Genomic DNA, 19460 nt, shown 5'->3' with positions numbered 1-19460 from the left:
CCTTACCCCTTCATCATGTTGATGTCTTCGACCGCGATGGTGCCGCGGTTACGGAAGTAAACGACCAGGATCGCCAGACCAATTGCCGCTTCAGCCGCAGCAACCGTCAGAACGAAGATGGTAAAGACCTGTCCGACGAGGTCGCCGAGGAACGACGAGAACGCGACCAGATTGATGTTGACCGCCAGCAGCATCAGCTCGATCGACATCATGATGATGATGACGTTCTTGCGGTTCATGAAGATGCCGAAGATCCCGAGTGTGAAAAGGATCGCCGCGACGGTCAGATAATGTGCAAGACCGATTTCCATCAGATCCCCCTTCCGACCGGAACTTTTTTGACTTCAAGCGTATCAGCGCGGTTACGCTTGACCTGCTCGGAGATTTTCTGACGACGGACACCATCACGGTGACGCAGCGTCAGGACAATTGCGCCAATCATCGCAACAAGCAGAACCAGACCAGCCGCCTGGAAGATGTATGCGTAATCGGTGTAGATCAGTTGACCAAGTGCCTCGACGTTGGTCAGACCAGCCGGTGTCGGCTGCGCGAGAACCGCGACCGCCTCATCCGTCAGGGTCCAGCCAGCGCCAACCAGTGCCAGTTCGACAAACAGAACAACCGCGATCAGAACCCCGATCGGCAGATAGTTCAAAAAGCCCTGACGCATCTCGACAAAGTTAATGTCGAGCATCATGACGACGAACAGGAACAGGACTGCAACCGCGCCGACATAGACGACGACGAGCAGCATGGCGAGAAACTCGGCACCCAGCAGGACGAAAAGTCCGGCTGCGTTAAAGAATGTCAAGATCAGCAACAGTACCGAATGCACCGGGTTGCGAACGGTCACAACCGCAGTCGCGGACAAGACCGCGACGGTAGCAAACAGGTAAAAAGCCAAAGCCTGTACGACCATAAGGTACCCCCTTGGCGAACCGTTGCTGCCCCAATGGCTAACAACGGCCCATGAACTCTCTTTCTAACGATCAGACGCGACACTTACCGATAAGGTGCGTCTGCCTCCAATCGTGCAGCAAGCTCGGCTTCCCAACGCTCGCCGTTTGCCAGCAGCTTGTCCTTGTCATAGAACAGCTCCTCGCGGTTTTCGGTTGCGAACTCGAAGTTCGGACCTTCGACAATGGCATCCACCGGGCAGGCTTCCTCGCAGAAGCCACAGTAAATGCATTTCGTCATATCAATGTCGTAACGCGTGGTACGACGCGAACCATCATCGCGCGGCTCGACCTCAATGGTGATGGCCTGTGCCGGGCAAATGGCTTCGCAAAGTTTACAGGCGATGCAACGCTCTTCGCCGTTCGGATAACGGCGCAGCGCATGTTCGCCACGGAAACGCGGGCTCAGCGGACCTTTTTCGTACGGGTAGTTGATCGTCACCTTGGGCTTGAACATGTATTTCAAGGTGAGCGCCATTCCCGAAACGAGTTCCGCGAGCAGGAAGCTCCGGGCCGTCCGATCAATAAATGACATCGTTTACCTCTCTCTTTCCGATGCGCGGCGATCAGGCCGGGACCTTGTCAAAAACAACGAGGAACGTTGCAACCAGCATGACCCAAGCAAACGACAGCGGCAGGAAGATTTTCCAGCCCAGACGCATCAGTTGGTCATAGCGGTAACGCGGGAAGGTTGCACGGACCCACAGGAAGATGAACAGAACAAAGCAGATCTTGAAGATGAACCAGATTGCGCCCGGGATGAATTCGAGGAACGGCAACGGCGCGCTCCAGCCACCCAGGAACAGAATGGCGCACAGGCCACTCATCAGGATCATGTTTGCGTATTCACCCAGGAAGAACAGCGCAAAGGTCATTGCCGAATAGTCGACGTTATAACCCGATACCAGTTCGGCTTCCGCTTCGGGAAGGTCAAACGGTGCGCGGTTGGTTTCAGCCAGAATGGATACGATGAAGACGATGAACATCGGGAAGTGATAAACGAAGTTCCACTCCCAGATACCGCCGACCTGCCCCCGGACAATGTCGCTGAGATTCAGCGAGCCGGTTGTCAGCAGAACCGAGATGATGATCAGGCCAATCGAAATCTCATACGAGACCATCTGGGCGCCGGAACGCAGCGCACCAAGGAAGGCGTATTTGGAGTTCGATGCCCAACCGGCCATCACGATACCGTACACACCCAGCGAAGAAATCGCGAAGATGTAAAGAATACCGACATTCAGGTCAGCCAGAACCATGCCTTCGTCGAACGGGATAACCGCCCAGGCAATGATCGCCAGAATAAAGGTCAGCATCGGGGCAATGATGAACACGCCCTTGTTCGCGCTGCTCGGAATGATTGTTTCTTTCAGAAACAGCTTCAAACCATCGGCAAGCGGCTGCAGGAGACCAAACGGCCCCACAACGTTCGGGCCCTTACGGAGCTGAATAGCACCGATAACCTTACGCTCGGCGTAGGTCAGATAGGCGACAGCACCCAGCAGCGGCAGGACAATCGCCAGAATTTTGGCGACGATCCAGACGAGCGGTTCAATATATCCGTCCCAAAGAAGTTCCATCGGTCAAACCGTATCTTTTGCGTTTCGTCCCAAAATTGGGACACCCCCTTGCGGGATGAGCGACGATCAGATCGCCGCTCCCCTTACTCAGGCAACCTTCTCGGCAGCCGCATCCTTGACAAAGGCCTCAGTACATTTGGCCATCGTCACCGATGCACGGCTGATCGGGTCGGTCATATAGAAATTGCGAACCGGCGATACGAAGCCATCAGACTTCATGTCACCTGCCTTGCCGAAATCGGTCCATTCTGCTCTGGTCGGAACGTTCAGCGACGCAAAGGTCGGGCTGAGTTCCACCATGCGCTCGCGAACGGCATCGATGTTGTTGTATGGCAGGGTCAGATCGAGCGCACCGGAAAGTGCACGAACAATCGCCCAGTCCTCGCGCGCGTCACCAACCGGGAAGATCGCACGCCAGCCCTGCTGGGCGCGGCCTTCGGTGTTGACATACGTGCCGTTCTTCTCGGTGTAGGCAGCACCCGGCAGGATCACGTCGGCTGCCTGTGCACCGGCATCGCCCATCGCACCCTGGTAAATGACAAATGCCTTTTCCAGTTTGCTCATGTCGACTTCGTCGGCACCCAGAAGATAGACAACTTCGATATCGCCTTTGGCAACGCCATCAAGAATGTCGTTGGTCGCAAGACCGCCCTCACCCGGCACGAAGCCAAGATCAAGGCCACCAACACGCGATGCCGCGGTGTGCAGAACGTTAAAGCCGTTCCATTCACCAGCAACCATGCCATATTTCTCGGCAATAGCGCGGGTTGCAGCGAGGACTGCATCACCGTCTTCACGGCTGAGCGCGCCCATACCGACAATGATCATCGGCTTTTCAGCAGCTTCAAGAACCTTGGCAAAGTCGTTCTTGCCATCCAGAATTTCCTGGAGGGTGTCCGGACCAGCACCGAGGTAATCGTTCTTGTAGGTCGGGTCCCACTTCTCACCGATGATGCCGACTTTGAAATCGCCAGCCGTCGAACGCCAGCGCTTGCGCAGGCGGGAATTGATGATCGGCGCTTCTGCACGGACATTGGCACCGACGATCAGGCAGGCATCTGCCTCGTCAATGCCGGCAATGGTGCTGTTGAAGATATAGGAAGCACGGGGGCCACCAATCTTCGAGCCATCCTGACGGCAATCAAGGTTCGCAGATCCCAGCTTGCCCATCAGATCTTTCAGCGCGGTCATCGATTCACAATCGACCGTATCACCTGCAAGTGCGGCAATCTTGTTGCCGGCCAGACCGGAAACCTTCGCCTTGATCGCAGCAAATGCCTCGTCCCAGCTTGCCGGCTGGAGTTTGCCATCCTTGCGCACGTAAGGACGATCAAGACGCTGACGCTTCAGGCCGTCAATGGCGTAACGGGTTTTGTCGGAAATCCATTCTTCGTTGATGTCTTCGTGGGTGCGCGGCAGAACGCGCATCACTTCGCCGGTACGGGCATCAATACGAATATTGGATCCAACCGCATCCATGACATCGACGCTATCGGTTTTCTTGAGCTCCCACGGACGCGCAGTAAACGCATACGGCTTGGAAGTCAGTGCCCCGACCGGGCAAAGGTCAACCAGGTTGCCCGACAGTTCGGAGTTGATCGACGCTTCGATATACGGTCCGACTTCGGTGTCCTCGCCACGGTAGACAGCACCCATGGTACCGACACCGGCGACTTCTTCGGAGAAGCGAACGCAACGGGTGCAGTGGATGCAACGGGTCATGATCGTTTTGACGATCGGGCCCAGTTCCTTGTCCTTCACGGCACGTTTTTTCTCGGCGTAACGTGAGGAGTCAAAACCATAGGCCATTGCCTGGTCCTGCAGATCACATTCACCACCCTGGTCACAAATCGGGCAATCCAGCGGATGGTTGATCAGCAGGAATTCCATCACGCCATTGCGTGCTTTCTTGACCAGATCGGAATCGGTTTTGATCACCATTCCATCTGCCGCCGGCATGGCACAGGATGCGACCGGTTTCGGCGCACGTTCCATTTCCACCAGGCACATACGGCAGTTACCGGCGATTGACAGGCGTTCGTGATAGCAGAAACGCGGGATTTCCTTACCGGCCTCTTCACAGGCCTGAAGAACTGTCGCCCCGGCTTCTACTTCAACTTCAATACCGTCAACTGTTAGTTTCGGCATGTCTCAATCCCTCTCAACAGGCCTCTCTCAGGCCGCGATCCGTGCGCGATATTCCTTGATCCGACGTTCCATTTCGGGACGGAAATGACGGATAAGGCCCTGAATCGGCCATGCAGCCGCATCGCCAAGCGCACAAATGGTGTGGCCTTCGACCTGTTTGGTCACATCCCACAACAGATCAATCTCATCAAGCGTGGCCTCGCCGCGGACCATGCGCGTCATCATGCGCATCATCCAGCCGGTACCTTCACGGCACGGCGTGCACTGGCCACAGCTTTCATGCTTGTAGAATTCCGACAGACGCGCGATCGCGTAGACAATGTCAGTCGACTTGTCCATGACGATGACAGCGGCCGTACCAAGACCGGAGCCAACTTCACGCAGGCCGTCAAAGTCCATCAGAACGTCGTCACAGACGTCTTTTGGCATTAGCGGAACAGATGAACCGCCCGGAATAACCGCAAGAAGGTTGTCCCAGCCGCCGCGAACGCCGCCGCAATGCTTTTCGATCAGTTCCTTGAGCGGAATGCTCATGGCTTCTTCGACAGTGCACGGTTTTTCAACGTGACCGGAAATGGCAAACAGCTTGGTACCGTGGTTGTTTTCACGACCGAAGCTTGAGAACCATGATCCGCCGCGACGCAAAATGGTCGGAACGGCTGCGATCGACTCAACGTTGTTCACAGTGGTCGGACAACCATACAGACCAGCGTTTGCCGGGAATGGCGGCTTCAGGCGCGGCTGACCTTTTTTACCCTCTAAGCTTTCGATCAGGGCTGTTTCTTCGCCACAGATGTAAGCGCCAGCACCAAGGTGCAGGTAAATGTCAAAATCCCAACCCGAACCGCAGGCATTTTTACCCACCAGACCGGCTTCATAAGCCTGGTCGATGGCAATCTGCAGGTTGGATGCCTCGTGATAGAACTCGCCGCGGATATAGATATAAGCAGCGTGGGCGTTCATCGCGAAGCTGGCCAGAAGGCAACCTTCAATCAGGGTGTGCGGATCATTACGCATGATCTCGCGGTCTTTACAGGTGCCCGGCTCGCCTTCGTCGGCGTTAACCACGAGATAGCTCGGACGACCATCAGATTCTTTTGGCATGAAGGACCATTTCAGGCCGGTCGGGAAGCCAGCGCCCCCACGACCACGCATACCGGATGCTTTCATCTCGTCGATGATCCAGTCGCGGCCCTTTTCGATCAATGCCTTGGTACCATCCCAGTTACCACGGGATTGCGCGCCCTTGAGGCCGAAATCCTGGAAACCATACAGGTTGGTAAAGATACGATCCTTATCCTGCAGCATATCAGGCGTCCCCTTCGCTTGCATTCGCGTCCTGCGGGGCTGCACCGCAGCCACAGAAAGCCTTCAGAACCTTCGGACCATCGATCGGCTCACACCCTTTGCGGCCGCTCTGCGGGCCGGCTTTCGGCTTCTCGCCCTTTTTGAGGGCATCAAGAATGGCCTTGGTGCTTTCCGCAGTCAGGTCTTCGTAATAATCGTCATTAATCTGCATCATCGGGGCGTTAACACACGCACCAAGGCACTCAACTTCGATCATGGTGAACTGACCGTCTTCGGTGGTTTCGCCAACGCCTATGCCGAGTTCCTTTTTGCAGGTATCGACAACGTCGGCAGAACCGCGAAGCCAGCACGGCGTGGTGGTGCAAACCTGGATGAAGTTCTTACCCACCGGGGCAAGGTTATACATCGTATAGAAGGTTGCGACCTCGTAGACGCGAATGGCCGGCATTTCGAGCATGTCGGCAATGTAATCCATTGCGACGGTCGGAACCCAGTTACCCTCGGTCTGACGCTGTGCCAGATCAAGCAACGGCATGACCGCACTTTGCTGGCGGCCTTCCGGATACTTGGCGATGATCTTCTTTGCCTTTTCCTGATTTTCAGGCGTGAATGCAAAGCTGGTCGGTTGAAGCTCTTTCGGAGCTGGTCTTCTCAAATGGCTCATCGGTCAATCTCACCGAACACGATATCTAGCGACCCGATATTGGCAACGACGTCGGCCAACATGTGACCTTTGGACATGAAGTCGAGGCCTTGGAGGTGCGGGAACCCCGGGGCGCGGATTTTGCAGCGATACGGACGGTTCGAGCCATCCGAAACAAGATACACACCAAACTCGCCTTTCGGTGCCTCGACCGGGGCATAGCATTCGCCAGCCGGAACGTGGAAACCTTCGGTGAAGAGTTTGAAGTGGTGAATAAGGGCTTCCATCGAACGCTTCATCTGCGCGCGCGACGGCGGTGCCACTTTGTTGTTTTCAACAATAACAGGACCATCCGGCATATTCTTGATGGCCTGCTTGATGATGCTGAGCGACTGCCACATTTCCTCGAAACGAACAAGGAAGCGATCATAGCAATCGCCGTTCTTGCCGACAGGAATGTCGAAGTCGAAATCTTCGTACGAGTCATAAGGCTGAGATTTGCGCAGATCCCATGCCAGACCCGATGCACGAATGTTCGGACCGGTAAAGCCCCAATCAAGGGCCTCTTCAGCACTCACGACACCGATATCAACCGTACGCTGTTTGAAGATACGGTTGCCGACCAGGACACGGTCAAAGTCTTTCATGAAGGTTTCGAACTGTTTAGCCCAGTCCGAAATATCATCAAGAAGACCAGCCGGCAGGTCGGCGGCAACACCGCCCGGACGGAAATAGTTGGCGTGAAGACGGGCGCCACAGGCGCGCTCATAGAATTCCATGAGCTTTTCACGTTCTTCAAACGCCCAAAGCAGCGGCGTCATCGCCCCGACGTCCAGTGCAAAGGTCGTCAGGTTCAGAAGATGGTTCAGAATACGACCGATCTCCGCATACAGAACACGGATATACTGCGCACGCTTGGGCACTTCGACGCCCATCAGCTTTTCGATGGCCAGGCAATATGCATGTTCCTGGTTCATCGGTGCGACATAGTCGAGACGGTCGAAATACGGGGTCGCCTGAATATAGGTCTTATATTCGATCAGCTTTTCCGTACCACGATGCAGAAGACCAATATGCGGGTCGGAACGTTCGACGACTTCGCCGTCCATTTCCAGAACCAAACGCAGAACGCCGTGCGCCGCAGGGTGCTGCGGGCCGAAGTTCATGGTCATATTTTTGATTTTTTGTTCGGACATCAGGCGTTGCCCTCCGCCTTTTCATCACCCGGAAGAACATGCTGGATGCCTTCCCACGGGCTTTCGAAATCGAAATTACGGAAATCCTGAACCAGTTTGACCGGCTCATAGACAACACGCTTCTGTTCGTCGTCATAACGCACTTCGACATACCCGGTCAGCGGGAAGTCCTTGCGCAGCGGATGACCTTCGAAACCATAGTCGGTCAGGATACGGCGGGGATCCGGATGATCGGCGAAGAAGATACCGTACATGTCCCACGCTTCGCGCTCGAACCAGTCGGCGGCGCTGAAAAGCGAGACACAGCTTGGTACCGGGGTGTCTTCGTCGGTACGGACCTTCACACGAATGCGCAGGTTATGCTTCAGAGACAACAGGTGATAGACGACGTCGAAACGCTCGGAACGTTCCGGGTAGTCCGCACCACAAACATCAATAAGCTGCTTGAACAAGCAGCCGGTATCATCCCGAAGGAAGGTCAGAACTTTAAGGATATCATCGCGCTTGGCGACGATGGTCAACTCGCCGTAACGAATCTCGCTTTCGAGGAGTTCGTCGGCCAGCTGGGACGCCACCAGATCTTTCAGATCGTTCAAAGCAGCGCTGTTATCGCTGAGCAGTTCGCTCATGCAAGCCCCCTATTACGGATCAGCGTGTCAGGACACCGGTACGGCGGATTTTCTTTTGCAGCTGCATCACGCCGTAAATCAGCGCTTCGGCTGTCGGCGGGCACCCGGGAACGTATACGTCCACCGGCACAACGCGATCACAACCGCGAACCACCGAATAAGAATAGTGATAGTAACCGCCGCCATTGGCGCACGAGCCCATCGAAATGACCCAGCGCGGCTCTGCCATCTGGTCATAGACCTTACGCAGTGCCGGGGCCATTTTGTTGGTCAGCGTACCAGCAACGATCATCACGTCCGACTGACGCGGGCTTGGGCGGAAAACCAGGCCGTAACGGTCAAGGTCATAACGCGACGCAGCCGAATGCATCATTTCAACAGCACAGCAGGCCAGACCGAAAGTCATCGGCCACAGGGAACCGGTGCTTGCCCAGCTTGCGAGTTTATCGAGATTGGCAAGGACAAAGCCCTTGTCGTTCATCTCGTCAAACACGCCCTTAAGCAGTGCATCCTGATCCGAACCGGGTGCCAGGGGTGCGCCTGAGTTGGTGCTCACTCCCATTCCAAAGCTCCCTTCTTCCATTCGTAGATAAAGCCGACCGTCAAAACAGCCAGGAAGATCACCATCGACACAAAGCCGAACGTCCCGATATCACCAAGGGTCACAGCCCACGGGAACAGGAAGGCGACTTCGAGGTCGAAAATAATGAACAAGATTGCGACCAGATAGAAACGGACGTCGAACTTGATGCGCGCGTCCTCAAACGGCGCAAAACCACATTCGTATGCAGACAGTTTCTCGACATCCGGTGCCTGCTTGGCAAGAACCAGCGACGCGATGACGATTACCGCCGAAAGACCGACGGCGATCCCGATGAACACCAGGATCGGAAGATATTCCGAAAGAAGCTCTTGCATCTCTCTGACCTCTCAAGAACAGGCCTTTTGACCCGACCAGGTCCCCACCTGGCCAATTACGGCGCACCATAACGTATGCACCGCACAAGTTCCAGCCCTCAAGCGCGTTCGACGCACCCTAAGGCCGGAAACTTTCTAATCTTTTTGCCATTCACTATCGTCCGATATCGGGCTGGACGTCGACATGATCAAGACCCAATCGTGCGAAGCAGCATAAGCAACACATGAAATGGCGACCGCGGAAAAGACAATGCGCCCCATAAAAAGACAACAGATGATGGATCATGGCGCGAGCGACGAGACTTGAACTCGCGGCCTCCGGCGTGACAGGCCGGCGCTCTAACCAACTGAGCTACGCCCGCTAAATGACCATCAATCGGCGCGCCTTTGTTAGACCACACCCCAAACCAAGTCAAGCAGCTAGCAACGTTTTCAACCCATTCGACAATTGCACCTGCAAACATCGCCCAATGCGGGTCAATTTGGCCCGGGATTTGTACCGCATTAATCAATTTTGTACATTTAGAGTGCTTTATACCTATGGGGCTTTGCAAAGGGGCGTCGGCTTTTATAGAATTGTTGACAAATAACCCCTATCTTACGGTGCGATAGAGGCAGGTTCGGCAGTCAGGTTCCACTACCGAACAGAGTCATTACGACGGAGAAGACCACCCGTGGGGCGCGTTAAAGAAGAATACAGATCACTTGCCGGACCTGAAAAGGCAGCGATTCTCATGCTTGCTCTTGGGGAAGAGCACGCGACCAAGATGTTCAGCATGATGGATGACGAGGAAATCAAGGAGATTTCCCAATGCATGTCTGGCCTTGGCACCATCAGCGCCAACATTGTCGAGCGACTGTTTGTTGAATTCGCAGATCAGCTGTCTTCAACCGGATCCCTTGTCGGTTCGTTCGATACCACAGAACGCTTGCTTTCCAAGGTTCTGCCCGAAGACCGTGTGAACGGCATCATGGAAGAGATCCGCGGTCCTGCGGGTCGTACCATGTGGGACAAGCTCAACAACGTGAACGAAGCGGTTCTGGCGAACTACCTGAAGAACGAGTATCCGCAGACTGTGGGTGTTGTTCTTTCAAAACTCAAACCCGGACATTCTGCGTCAGTTCTGTCACTTTTGCCGGAAAACTTCTCGATGGAAGTCATCATGCGTATGTTGCGCATGGAAGCGGTTCAAAAAGAAGTGCTTGATAACATCGAAAAGACGCTGCGCACCGAGTTCATGTCGAACCTTGCGCGCGGTTCGCGTGGTGACAACCATGAACTGATGGCGGATATCTTCAACAGCCTGGACCGCCAAAGTCAGGACCGGTTCCTTACTGCGCTTGAAGAACGTAACCGTGACTCGGCCGAGAAGATCAAGGCCCTTATGTTCACCTTCGAAGACCTTGCACGGCTTGACAACAATGGCGTTCAGACGCTGCTGCGTCAGGTTGAAAAGGACAAGCTTGCACTGGCGCTGAAAGGCTCGACCGATCAGATGCGCGACCTGTTCTTCAAGAACATGTCCGAACGTGCCGGCAAGATGATGAAAGAGGATATGGATGCGCTTGGCCCGGTCCGTCTTTCAGACGTCGAAGAGTCGCAGATGATGATCGTCCAGCTGGCTAAGGAATTGGCGGCACAGGGCCAGATCGTCATTTCCGAAGGCGGTGCCGAAGACGAAATGGTCTTCTAACCTTAAAAGAACACAACCGCACAAACACCAAAGGGACAGCCAATGCTGTCCCTTTTTTTCGTTCTCGCGGCGCGGCCAAACAGGCCACATAAAAGTGCAGACCTTGCGCCCTGCCCTAGCCGATAATCACATTTGGCACAGGGTCCGTGATTGAGTTGATTTCCCAGCGCAAGCGGTTCTGGCCTTTGATTTCGCGGAACTCTGCGGCGTTATGGCTGCGAATACCCGCAGTCGTGCGCAGCTCGATCTTGCCAGTCATTTGATAGCCCATCGCAGTCAGTCGTTCCTGATACTGATCCGGGACAAAGCCGCCCCGAATTTCAACGGTGTTTCGCCCTGAATGGAAGAACATTTCCAGTATGCGCGATTGCCGGCGGACAAAGACGAAACTCTTTTCACGCATGATGTTGCCGCGCTTCTCATAGACGATGTCAAACACCCCGCGACCGGTATAGGTCAATTGACGTACAGACGAATCCCGTTTGAGATCGGCCATCACCTTGGCGACCTTTTCCTTCTCGGCTTCCGCATCAAGGCTGTTGTTCTGAAGCCCTTCAGTAATGTTGGGCTGCACCAGCAATCCACGATAGCTGAAGCGGTAATCGCCATTCCGCTCCATCGAGAGATCAATGGTGAAGGCTTCGGGCAGATAGCAACTGACAAGCATCAGCGGCAGACACAACACGATCACAAGCCGCGGACAGACCGACCAACCCCATTGCGAGAACCGTTGTGGGATAGACTGGCTGATCTGTTCGCGACTGGATGGACTGCAGGCCGAGCTTGTATGCATCTCACGGTTTCCGATTCTCTTCACCAGGATGTCAACAGTGCCTGCCCGCCGACCAAGCGTCAACTTTAACCAGCGCCTGTCAGCCCGCGGATTTGACGGAACAAGCGACCGTGTGGTGTGAGGAGAATGGGGAGACCCCGAAAACGAAAAAAGGCAGCCTTTAGGGCTGCCTTTATCATGGTGGGTGATGAGAGATTCGAACTCCCGACCCTCTCGGTGTAAACGAGATGCTCTAACCAGCTGAGCTAATCACCCTGTTGCAAACCGCGCTGTTCTGCGGAAGCGGGCGGAACTTACCATGGTTTTCCCAAAAAGCAATGCCCACTTTGCAGAAAAATGTAACTTCTATTTCAAGGCGGATTATCTTTGGCAAATGGTCAACCACAAGCCTTCATTTCGCCCCTGTTTTCAAGCCGATCTTGAGCTAAACCAGCAACGCAACAGACTTTCCTGGTGTTCGGCAGTGAAACGATGATTCGCACACACCCAAGAAACAAAAAAGGCAGCCTTTAGGGCTGCCTTTATCGTGGTGGGTGATGAGAGATTCGAACTCCCGACCCTCTCGGTGTAAACGAGATGCTCTAACCAGCTGAGCTAATCACCCTTTGCCTTTGGAGCCATTGCTCCGAAGCGGAGCGGAACATAGCATGGTTTTTCCAAAAAGCAATGCCGGTGACACAGGTCACCGGCATTTATTTCAAAGAACTTCGTCAAACTTAGTTGACGGCGTCCTTCAGGCCTTTACCAGCCTTGAACTTCGGCTGTTTCGATGCCGGAATGTCGATTTCTTCACCGGTGCGCGGGTTGCGACCTTTTGAAGCAGCGCGAGCAGCGACAGCGAAGGTACCGAAACCAACCAGACGAACTTCGTCGCCGGATTTAAGAGAATCGGTGATGGAATCGAAAACAGCGTCAACCGCTTTTGCAGCGTCAGCTTTGGACAGATCAGCTTTAGCAGCTACACTTCCAACGAGATCGTTTTTATTCACTTCCTGGCCCCCTTGTTTGGACGTTCGGAGTTATGAGGAAATTTGGTTTGCCCCAAACCTGTTGCACGGGCAGTGTAAGCAGGTCGCAAACATCTCGTCAATGCGAGAGACGCAGTTTTCTGCGGTTTTTGACGTTTTTTTCGATTTTTTGCGCTTTACAGCATTCCCGACATGTTCTTGCACCGATTCTTGGGCAAAGTTATCCACAGAAAAAGGGGAGCGACATGGTCGCTCCCCTTGTTTTCTGCCAGTTATGACGGACCTTAGTGAGTCGTCACACCGCCGATATCCGATTCTTCGCCGTCCTTGGATTTGACAGCGACATCATCAACCTCTTCTTCCCATTCAATCGGGACAAGCGGATTGGCCAATGCGTGGCTGAGAACCTCGTCAACGTGGGACACCGGAATGATTTCCATGCCACGTTTAACGTTGTCCGGAATCTCTTCGAGATCCTTTTCGTTTTCCTGCGGGATCAGAACGGTTTTCACCCCGCCGCGCAGTGCAGCCAGAAGCTTTTCTTTCAAACCGCCAATCGCAAGTACACGGCCACGCAGGGTGACTTCACCCGTCATTGCAACATCCTTGCGCACCGGATTACCGGTCAGAACCGACACGACCGAGGTCACCATGCCCACACCGGCCGACGGGCCGTCTTTTGGGGTGGCACCTTCTGGTACGTGAACGTGGATGTCACGTTTCTGGAACAAGGTTGGCTTGATCCCGAAATCAACCGCACGCGAACGGACAAACGAGGTCGCCGCCTGAATGGATTCCGTCATGACTTCACCGAGTTTACCGGTGGTTTTCATGTTGCCCTTACCCGGCACGGTGACAGCTTCGATCTGAAGCAGATCGCCACCAAACTCGGTATAAGCAAGACCGGTAACAACACCCACCTGATCTTCACCCTCTGTCTCGCCGAAGCGGAACTTCCGGACCCCGGCATATTTGCCAAGGGTACGCGGGGTGACACGAACCGTTTTCAGGCTTTCAAGCATAATGCGCTTGGTCGCCTTACGGGCCAGTTTGGCCAATTCACGTTCGAGGCTACGCACACCGGCTTCGCGGGTGTAATAGCGGATCAGATCACGAAGCGCGTCGTCCGAAATACTCCATTCCCCTTTCTTCAGGCCATTATCCTTGACCTGCTTGGGAATGAGGTGACGTTTGGCGATCTCGACTTTTTCGTCTTCGGTGTAACCGGAAATCCGGATGACTTCCATACGGTCAAGCAGCGGCTGCTGCATGCGAAGCGAGTTGGCCGTGGTCACGAACATCACATCCGAAAGATCATAATCGACTTCGAGATAGTGATCGTTAAAGGTCGAGTTCTGTTCTGGATCCAATACCTCAAGCAGGGCCGAGGCCGGATCACCGCGGAAGTCCGAACCCATCTTTTCGATCTCGTCGAGAAGGAAGAGCGGGTTGGAATATTTCGCCTTTTTCATACCCTGGACAATCTTGCCCGGCATGGACCCGATATAGGTCCGGCGGTGACCGCGGATTTCAGATTCATCACGCACGCCACCAAGCGACATACGTACAAAGCTGCGCCCGGTCGCATTGGCCATGGACTTGCCAAGCGAGGTCTTACCAACACCGGGAGGACCAACAAGACAAAGGATCGGGCCTTTGACCTTTTTGGTACGCGCCTGCACCGCAAGATATTCAAGGATGCGTTCCTTGACCTTTTCCAGACCGTAATGCTCTTTATCAAGAACCTTCTTGGCCTTTTTCAGGTCATGAGAAACACGTGAACGCTTGTTCCACGGAATGGACACCATCCAGTCAAGATAGTTGCGCACCACGGTGGCTTCGGCCGACATCGGGCTCATATTGCGCAGCTTCTTGAGTTCTGCCTGTGCCTTTTCCTTGGCTTCCTTGGGCATTTTGGCCTTGTTGAGCTTCTCTTCGAGCTCAGAAGCCTCATCCTTGCCGTCTTCGCCCTCGCCCAGTTCCTTCTGAATGGCTTTAAGCTGCTCATTCAGATAGTACTCGCGCTGGGTTTTCTCCATCTGGCGTTTAACGCGGTTGCGGATTTTCTTTTCAACCTGCAACACGCCGATTTCGGACTCCATGAAGCCGAAAATGCGTTCCAGACGGTCACCGACAAGTTTGGTTTCCAAAAGCTCCTGCTTTTCGGAAATCTTGAGCGACAGGTGGGAAGCCACCGTATCGGCCAGCTTTGCCGGTTCTTCGATCTGATTGACCGAGACCAGAACTTCAGGCGGAATTTTCTTGTTCAGCTTGATGTACTGTTCGAATTGCGTAACGACAGAACGCGCCAGCGCCTCAAGTTCGCTGTCATCCTCGTCACTGTCCTCACGCACCGAACCATAGGCCTGGAAGAATTCAGGATTATCAACATAGCCGGTAATTTCGGCCCGTTTCCCGCCTTCAACCAATACCTTTACGGTTCCGTCCGGCAGCTTGAGAAGCTGCAAGACAGTTGCGACAGTACCAATTTCATAGAGATCTTCGACAGCCGGGTCATCAAGACCGGCATCTTTCTGGGTAACAAGCAGGATCTGCTTGTCTTCGCGCATCACATCCTCGAGCGCACGCACCGATTTTTCACGTCCGACAAACAGCGGAACAATCATGTGCGGGAACACGACAATGTCACGCAACGGCAGCACCGGGTATATTTCGCCACGCGCCAATTCGACCATTATGTTCTATTCCCTAATTTGAGCCGTAACGTTCCTGCGGTCCTGTCATAGGCCCCGCCAGCAACGCGAACATGTTTTAGATAATCGTTAGATAATCTGAATTTCCCGCACCGCAATAGATGCCGGTGCGGGAATTAAGTTCAGGCGGTATTTTCAACACCTTCGCGACGTTCGGCATGGATCAGCAACGGTTTTGCCTTTCCTTGTACGACGTCAGCATTGATAACGATTTCCTCGACACTTTCCATGGTCGGCAGATCGAACATGGTTTCAAGCAGGATGCCCTCCATGATCGAGCGCAAACCACGTGCACCGGTCTTGCGTTCAATTGCCTTGTCAGCAATTGCCTTAAGCGCATCCGGCTGGAAGGTGAGTTTGACATCTTCCATGTCGAACAGGCGCTGATACTGCTTGATCAGTGCGTTTTTCGGCTCCGTCAGAATCTGAACCAGAGCGTCATTGTCGAGGTCTTCAAGCGTTGCAAGAACCGGCAGACGACCAATGAATTCCGGGATCAGACCGAATTTCAGAAGATCTTCCGGCTCTACCTCACGCAGGACGTCGCCAGTGCGACGGTCCTCGGGGCTGCGAACATCGGCACCAAAGCCGATCGCGCTGCCCCTGCCACGTTGGGAGATCACCTTGTCCAGACCGGCAAACGCGCCGCCAACAATAAACAGGATGTTGGTGGTGTCGACCTGCAGGAATTCCTGTTGCGGATGTTTCCGGCCACCCTGCGGCGGAACGGATGCAACTGTGCCTTCCATGATCTTGAGCAATGCCTGCTGCACGCCCTCGCCTGAAACATCGCGGGTGATCGACGGGTTGTCGGATTTACGCGAAATCTTGTCGACTTCGTCGATATAGACGATGCCGCGCTGGGCGCGCTCGACATTGTAGTCAGCAGCCTGCAGCAGCTTGAGAATGATGTTTTCGACATCCTCACCCACATAACCGGCTTCGGTCAGGGTGGTGGCATCTGCCATGGTGAACGGGACATCAAGAATGCGTGCCAGGGTCTGCGCCAGAAGCGTTTTACCGCAACCGGTCGGACCAACCAGCATGATGTTTGATTTCGCCAGCTCGATGTCTTCATTCTTGCTGGAATGGTGCAGGCGCTTGTAATGGTTGTGAACCGCGACCGAGAGAACTTTCTTCGCATGGCCCTGACCGATGACATAGTCATCAAGGACCTTGCAAATCTCTTGCGGAGAAGGCACCCCGTCTGCCGATTTGACGAGATGTGTTTTGTGCTCTTCGCGGATGATGTCCATGCAAAGCTCTACGCATTCATCACAGATGAACACGGTTGGACCGGCGATGAGCTTGCGAACCTCGTGCTGGCTCTTTCCGCAGAAAGAACAATACAGAGTGTTCTTGGAGTCCCCGCTATTCGATTTGCTCATACAAACCCCAATTACGTTTGACGTTATCTTTTATCGCCATGTTAGCCGGTAAACGATACCGATCTCAACGTTTAATCTGTGCTTTTCGGCATTATGGCGTCTAGTTTGATATGGGTTCGCCACCTTGGTTGCGAAACCCCTTGTACTAATCACCTAAACGTTCGGATCAGCCACAAGTTCCAAACAAACACGCCGAAGCCTGCACATATACTTGTCTATGACTTAAAAGTGCCATGAAGCAAGACATAAAAAAACGCCCCGGCAGATCACCGGGGCGTTTTCACCAATCACAGCTAAGTGATCAGTCTTTCTTTTCATCACTTTCCGACTTCGGACGCGATGTGACGACCTCGTCGATCAAGCCAAATTCCTTGGCCTGATCAGGTGTCAGGAAGTTATCGCGCTCCATTGCGTCTTCGATGGTCTTGAGATCGCGGCCGGTATGCTCGACATAGATCTCGTTAAGACGCTGACGCAGAGCCAGAATTTCACGGGCATGAATTTCGATGTCCGATGCCTGCCCCTGGAAGCCGCCAGACGGTTGATGGATCATGACACGTGCGTTCGGCAGGCAGTAACGCTTGCCTTTTGCGCCGGCCATCAAAAGCAGCGAACCCATGGATGCCGCCTGCCCCATGCACACCGTGGAAACATCGCAACGGATGTACTGCATGGTGTCATAGATGGCAAGACCCGAGGTCACAACACCGCCCGGTGAGTTGATGTAAAGCGAAATGTCCTTGTCCGGATTTTCCGATTCGAGATGCAGCAACTGCGCACAGATCAGCGACGACATGCCGTCATGGACCTGGCCGTTGATGAAAACGATGCGCTCCTTGAGCAAGCGCGAAAAGATGTCATAGGCCCGCTCGCCACGGCTGGTCTGTTCAACGACCATCGGCACGAGCGAATTCATCTGTTCTTCAATCATCAACTGCAATCTCCCTGCATGATCCTAAACCGTGTCCGGTCGGATTACTTCTCTTCGGATTTGTCAGCAGCTTTTTTAGCGGCCGGCTTTTTGGCTGCAGTTTTCTTGGCCGGGGCTTTTTTAGCCGGAGCCTTTTTCTCTGCTGCTTTTTTCGCCGGTGCCTTTTTGGCAGCCGATTTCTTCTTCGGAGCTTCTTCTTCCTCTTCCGGTTTCAGAAGTTCTTCGACCGTCACGGTCTTGTCTTCAACCTTCGCGAGCTCGATGATGTAATCAACGACCTTGTCTTCATATACAGGGCCCTGAAGCGCCTGCAAGGCCTGCGGGTTATTTTTATAGAATTCAATAACCTGCTGTTCCTGACCCGGATATTTCTGGGCTTCGGCAACGAGCACCTTGTTGACGTCTTCCTGCGTGACCTGAATGTCGTTCTCACGGCCAACTTCAGCAAGGAGAAGACCCAGAAGAACACGGCGTTCTGCGATTTCGCGGAACTCGGTGGTCAGCTCTTCTTCGGACTTGCCTTTGGTTTCTTCGTCTTCCTGACCAGCTTCACGGGCCTGCTTGATCTGGCCGATGATGCCTTCCAGTTCGTTGTCTACCAGTGAGACCGGCAGTTCGAAGCTGTGGTTTTCAGCCAGTGCATCAAGAAGCTGACGCTTCATTTTCTGACGAGAGACCGATTCGTATTCACGGCCAAAGTCCTTGCGGATCGCTTCTTTGAGCGAATCAAGGCTGTCCTGACCGAGTTTCTTGGCCAGTTCATCATCCAGCTCAGCCGGTTTCTTTTCCTTGATTTCCTTGACGGTTACGTCGAACTCGGCGTCTTTGCCTGCGAGTTCTGCTGCACCGTATTCGTCCGGGAATTTCACTTTGACGACGAGTTCGTCACCAGCGTTCACACCGGTCAGCTGATCTTCGAAACCTTCGATGAAGGAACCTGAACCGAGTTCGAGTTCGTAATCTTCGGCTTTACCGCCTTCGAATGCTTCACCGTCGATTTTACCCAGGAAGTCGATGACAACAACGTCACCGGCCTTGGACTTGCGCTTGCGCTTGAGCGGCTCGGTGCTGCCCTGTGCGGATGCAATGCGCTCGAGGGTTTCGGTTACCTTGCTGTCGTCAAGTTCAACAACTTCACGGGTCAGGTTCAGCTTTTTGAAGTCCATCGCTTCGATGGCCGGAATGATTTCGACAGCGATGTCGAATTCCAGATCACCACCTTCGTCGAATTTGGTGACTTCGATCTTCGGCTGAACAGCCGGGCGCAGGTCATTGTCGTTCAGAACCTTGCCGGTGTTTTCGTTCACCGCAGCTTCAAGGACTTCACCCATGACTGCCTGGCCGTAACGCTGGCGCAGCAGTTTTGCCGGGATTTTGCCCGGACGGAAGCCCGGCAGGCGAACCTGATCCTTGATCTCGTCAAGCTTGGCGACGACTTTTTCTTCGATATGTGCGGCGGGCACGACGACTTTGAACTCGCGCGCCAGGCCTTCGTTTTTGGTTTCAGTAACCTGCATAGATAACTCTTTTGCTTGGTTCGAATAATGTCCGTTACGCGACGCAGTCCGGACGTCAGAAAGTCAATATGACTAAA

At 54.0% G+C, this 19460-nt stretch carries 18 protein-coding genes and 3 tRNA genes; 1 reads left to right on the top strand and 20 read right to left on the bottom strand.

The window, feature by feature from the left end; translation table 11 throughout:
* Nucleotides 1–2: 2 nt before the first annotated feature.
* From nuoK to AUQ43_RS03600, 12 genes are all read right to left on the bottom strand, one after another.
* Nucleotides 3–311, bottom strand: coding sequence for an NADH-quinone oxidoreductase subunit NuoK (gene nuoK / locus AUQ43_RS03655; RefSeq protein ID WP_007089416.1), 309 nt, complete (start codon nt 309–311; stop codon nt 3–5).
* Nucleotides 311–919 carry an NADH-quinone oxidoreductase subunit J gene (locus AUQ43_RS03650; protein ID WP_062954571.1) on the bottom strand — a complete coding sequence of 203 codons (609 nt, stop codon included), beginning with the start codon at nt 917–919 and terminating at the stop codon, nt 311–313. Before AUQ43_RS03650 ends, nuoK begins: the two co-directional genes overlap by 1 nt.
* 83 nt (nt 920–1002) lie before the next feature.
* The gene (gene nuoI / locus AUQ43_RS03645) at nt 1003–1491 is read right to left on the bottom strand and encodes an NADH-quinone oxidoreductase subunit NuoI (protein WP_044826786.1); all 489 of its coding nucleotides are present in this window, start codon (nt 1489–1491) and stop codon (nt 1003–1005) included.
* Between the two features lie 31 nt (nt 1492–1522).
* Nucleotides 1523–2536, bottom strand: coding sequence for an NADH-quinone oxidoreductase subunit NuoH (gene nuoH, locus AUQ43_RS03640; RefSeq protein WP_062954568.1), 1014 nt, complete (start codon nt 2534–2536; stop codon nt 1523–1525).
* 87 nt (nt 2537–2623) lie between these two features.
* Entirely contained in the window at nt 2624–4684 is a 2061-nt protein-coding gene (gene nuoG, locus AUQ43_RS03635) for an NADH-quinone oxidoreductase subunit NuoG (protein ID WP_062954566.1), read from the bottom strand.
* Nucleotides 4685–4711: 27 nt separating this feature from the next.
* Nucleotides 4712–5992 carry an NADH-quinone oxidoreductase subunit NuoF gene (nuoF, locus tag AUQ43_RS03630; RefSeq protein WP_062955238.1) on the bottom strand — a complete coding sequence of 427 codons (1281 nt, stop codon included), beginning with the start codon at nt 5990–5992 and terminating at the stop codon, nt 4712–4714.
* Between the two features lies 1 nt (nt 5993).
* Entirely contained in the window at nt 5994–6656 is a 663-nt protein-coding gene (nuoE, locus tag AUQ43_RS03625; protein ID WP_062954563.1) for an NADH-quinone oxidoreductase subunit NuoE, read from the bottom strand.
* Nucleotides 6653–7831 (bottom strand): NADH-quinone oxidoreductase subunit D, encoded by a 1179-nt coding sequence (locus AUQ43_RS03620; RefSeq protein ID WP_062954560.1) that lies wholly within the window; start codon nt 7829–7831, stop codon nt 6653–6655. Before AUQ43_RS03620 ends, nuoE begins: the two co-directional genes overlap by 4 nt.
* Nucleotides 7831–8460, bottom strand: a complete 630-nt coding sequence (locus tag AUQ43_RS03615; RefSeq protein WP_062954557.1) for an NADH-quinone oxidoreductase subunit C — start codon at nt 8458–8460, stop codon at nt 7831–7833. Before AUQ43_RS03615 ends, AUQ43_RS03620 begins: the two co-directional genes overlap by 1 nt.
* Nucleotides 8461–8479: 19 nt before the next feature.
* A complete protein-coding gene (locus tag AUQ43_RS03610; protein ID WP_062954553.1) occupies nt 8480–9022 on the bottom strand; it encodes an NADH-quinone oxidoreductase subunit B family protein in 543 nt (180 codons plus the stop codon).
* On the bottom strand, nt 9013–9378 hold the full coding sequence (locus AUQ43_RS03605) for an NADH-quinone oxidoreductase subunit A (protein ID WP_008891231.1): 366 nt from the start codon (nt 9376–9378) through the stop codon (nt 9013–9015). The genes AUQ43_RS03610 and AUQ43_RS03605 overlap by 10 nt, the downstream gene beginning before the upstream one ends.
* Nucleotides 9379–9663: 285 nt before the next feature.
* Nucleotides 9664–9740: transfer RNA gene (locus AUQ43_RS03600), tRNA-Asp, on the bottom strand.
* Nucleotides 9741–10052: 312 nt separating this feature from the next.
* On the opposite strand from AUQ43_RS03600, the gene fliG reads away from it, so the two are divergent.
* Nucleotides 10053–11072 (top strand): flagellar motor switch protein FliG, encoded by a 1020-nt coding sequence (gene fliG, locus AUQ43_RS03595; RefSeq protein WP_062954550.1) that lies wholly within the window; start codon nt 10053–10055, stop codon nt 11070–11072.
* A gap of 115 nt (nt 11073–11187) precedes the next feature.
* On the opposite strand, the gene AUQ43_RS03590 is transcribed toward fliG, so the two are convergent.
* The 8 genes from AUQ43_RS03590 to tig form a co-directional block, all read right to left on the bottom strand.
* Nucleotides 11188–11865, bottom strand: coding sequence for a hypothetical protein (locus AUQ43_RS03590; protein WP_157088429.1), 678 nt, complete (start codon nt 11863–11865; stop codon nt 11188–11190).
* Between the two features lie 178 nt (nt 11866–12043).
* A tRNA-Val gene (locus tag AUQ43_RS03585) sits at nt 12044–12120 on the bottom strand.
* 272 nt (nt 12121–12392) lie between these two features.
* A tRNA-Val gene (locus tag AUQ43_RS03580) sits at nt 12393–12469 on the bottom strand.
* 112 nt (nt 12470–12581) lie between these two features.
* A complete protein-coding gene (locus tag AUQ43_RS03575) occupies nt 12582–12854 on the bottom strand; it encodes an HU family DNA-binding protein (protein ID WP_008891813.1) in 273 nt (90 codons plus the stop codon).
* 263 nt (nt 12855–13117) lie between these two features.
* Entirely contained in the window at nt 13118–15529 is a 2412-nt protein-coding gene (lon, locus tag AUQ43_RS03570) for an endopeptidase La (protein ID WP_062954544.1), read from the bottom strand.
* Between the two features lie 140 nt (nt 15530–15669).
* The gene (clpX, locus tag AUQ43_RS03565) at nt 15670–16935 is read right to left on the bottom strand and encodes an ATP-dependent Clp protease ATP-binding subunit ClpX (protein ID WP_062954542.1); all 1266 of its coding nucleotides are present in this window, start codon (nt 16933–16935) and stop codon (nt 15670–15672) included.
* A gap of 301 nt (nt 16936–17236) precedes the next feature.
* Nucleotides 17237–17866 carry an ATP-dependent Clp endopeptidase proteolytic subunit ClpP gene (gene clpP / locus AUQ43_RS03560; RefSeq protein ID WP_044826796.1) on the bottom strand — a complete coding sequence of 210 codons (630 nt, stop codon included), beginning with the start codon at nt 17864–17866 and terminating at the stop codon, nt 17237–17239.
* A gap of 44 nt (nt 17867–17910) precedes the next feature.
* Nucleotides 17911–19383, bottom strand: a complete 1473-nt coding sequence (tig, locus tag AUQ43_RS03555) for a trigger factor (RefSeq protein ID WP_062954539.1) — start codon at nt 19381–19383, stop codon at nt 17911–17913.
* Nucleotides 19384–19460: the final 77 nt, after the last annotated feature.

The sequence above is a fragment of the Thalassospira sp. MCCC 1A01148 genome (genome assembly GCF_001613795.1).
Taxonomy (GTDB): domain Bacteria; phylum Pseudomonadota; class Alphaproteobacteria; order Rhodospirillales; family Thalassospiraceae; genus Thalassospira.
The sequence above is the reverse complement of the archived record's forward strand: the minus strand, read 5'-3'. Positions and strand labels throughout refer to the sequence as shown.

Bases quoted from the DNA above. Each gene is read 5' to 3' on its own strand.
- nuoK (WP_007089416.1), bottom strand. From the start codon at position 311: ATGGAAATCGGTCTTGCACATTATCTGACCGTCGCGGCGATCCTTTTC.
- AUQ43_RS03650 (WP_062954571.1), bottom strand. From the start codon at position 919: ATGGTCGTACAGGCTTTGGCTTTTTACCTGTTTGCTACCGTCGCGGTC.
- nuoI (WP_044826786.1), bottom strand. From the start codon at position 1,491: ATGTCATTTATTGATCGGACGGCCCGGAGCTTCCTGCTCGCGGAACTC.
- nuoH (WP_062954568.1), bottom strand. From the start codon at position 2,536: ATGGAACTTCTTTGGGACGGATATATTGAACCGCTCGTCTGGATCGTC.
- nuoG (WP_062954566.1), bottom strand. From the start codon at position 4,684: ATGCCGAAACTAACAGTTGACGGTATTGAAGTTGAAGTAGAAGCCGGG.
- nuoF (WP_062955238.1), bottom strand. From the start codon at position 5,992: ATGCTGCAGGATAAGGATCGTATCTTTACCAACCTGTATGGTTTCCAG.
- nuoE (WP_062954563.1), bottom strand. From the start codon at position 6,656: ATGAGCCATTTGAGAAGACCAGCTCCGAAAGAGCTTCAACCGACCAGC.
- AUQ43_RS03620 (WP_062954560.1), bottom strand. From the start codon at position 7,831: ATGTCCGAACAAAAAATCAAAAATATGACCATGAACTTCGGCCCGCAG.
- AUQ43_RS03615 (WP_062954557.1), bottom strand. From the start codon at position 8,460: ATGAGCGAACTGCTCAGCGATAACAGCGCTGCTTTGAACGATCTGAAA.
- AUQ43_RS03610 (WP_062954553.1), bottom strand. From the start codon at position 9,022: ATGGGAGTGAGCACCAACTCAGGCGCACCCCTGGCACCCGGTTCGGAT.
- AUQ43_RS03605 (WP_008891231.1), bottom strand. From the start codon at position 9,378: ATGCAAGAGCTTCTTTCGGAATATCTTCCGATCCTGGTGTTCATCGGG.
- AUQ43_RS03590 (WP_157088429.1), bottom strand. From the start codon at position 11,865: ATGCATACAAGCTCGGCCTGCAGTCCATCCAGTCGCGAACAGATCAGC.
- lon (WP_062954544.1), bottom strand. From the start codon at position 15,529: ATGGTCGAATTGGCGCGTGGCGAAATATACCCGGTGCTGCCGTTGCGT.
- clpX (WP_062954542.1), bottom strand. From the start codon at position 16,935: ATGAGCAAATCGAATAGCGGGGACTCCAAGAACACTCTGTATTGTTCT.
- clpP (WP_044826796.1), bottom strand. From the start codon at position 17,866: ATGATTGAAGAACAGATGAATTCGCTCGTGCCGATGGTCGTTGAACAG.
- tig (WP_062954539.1), bottom strand. From the start codon at position 19,383: ATGCAGGTTACTGAAACCAAAAACGAAGGCCTGGCGCGCGAGTTCAAA.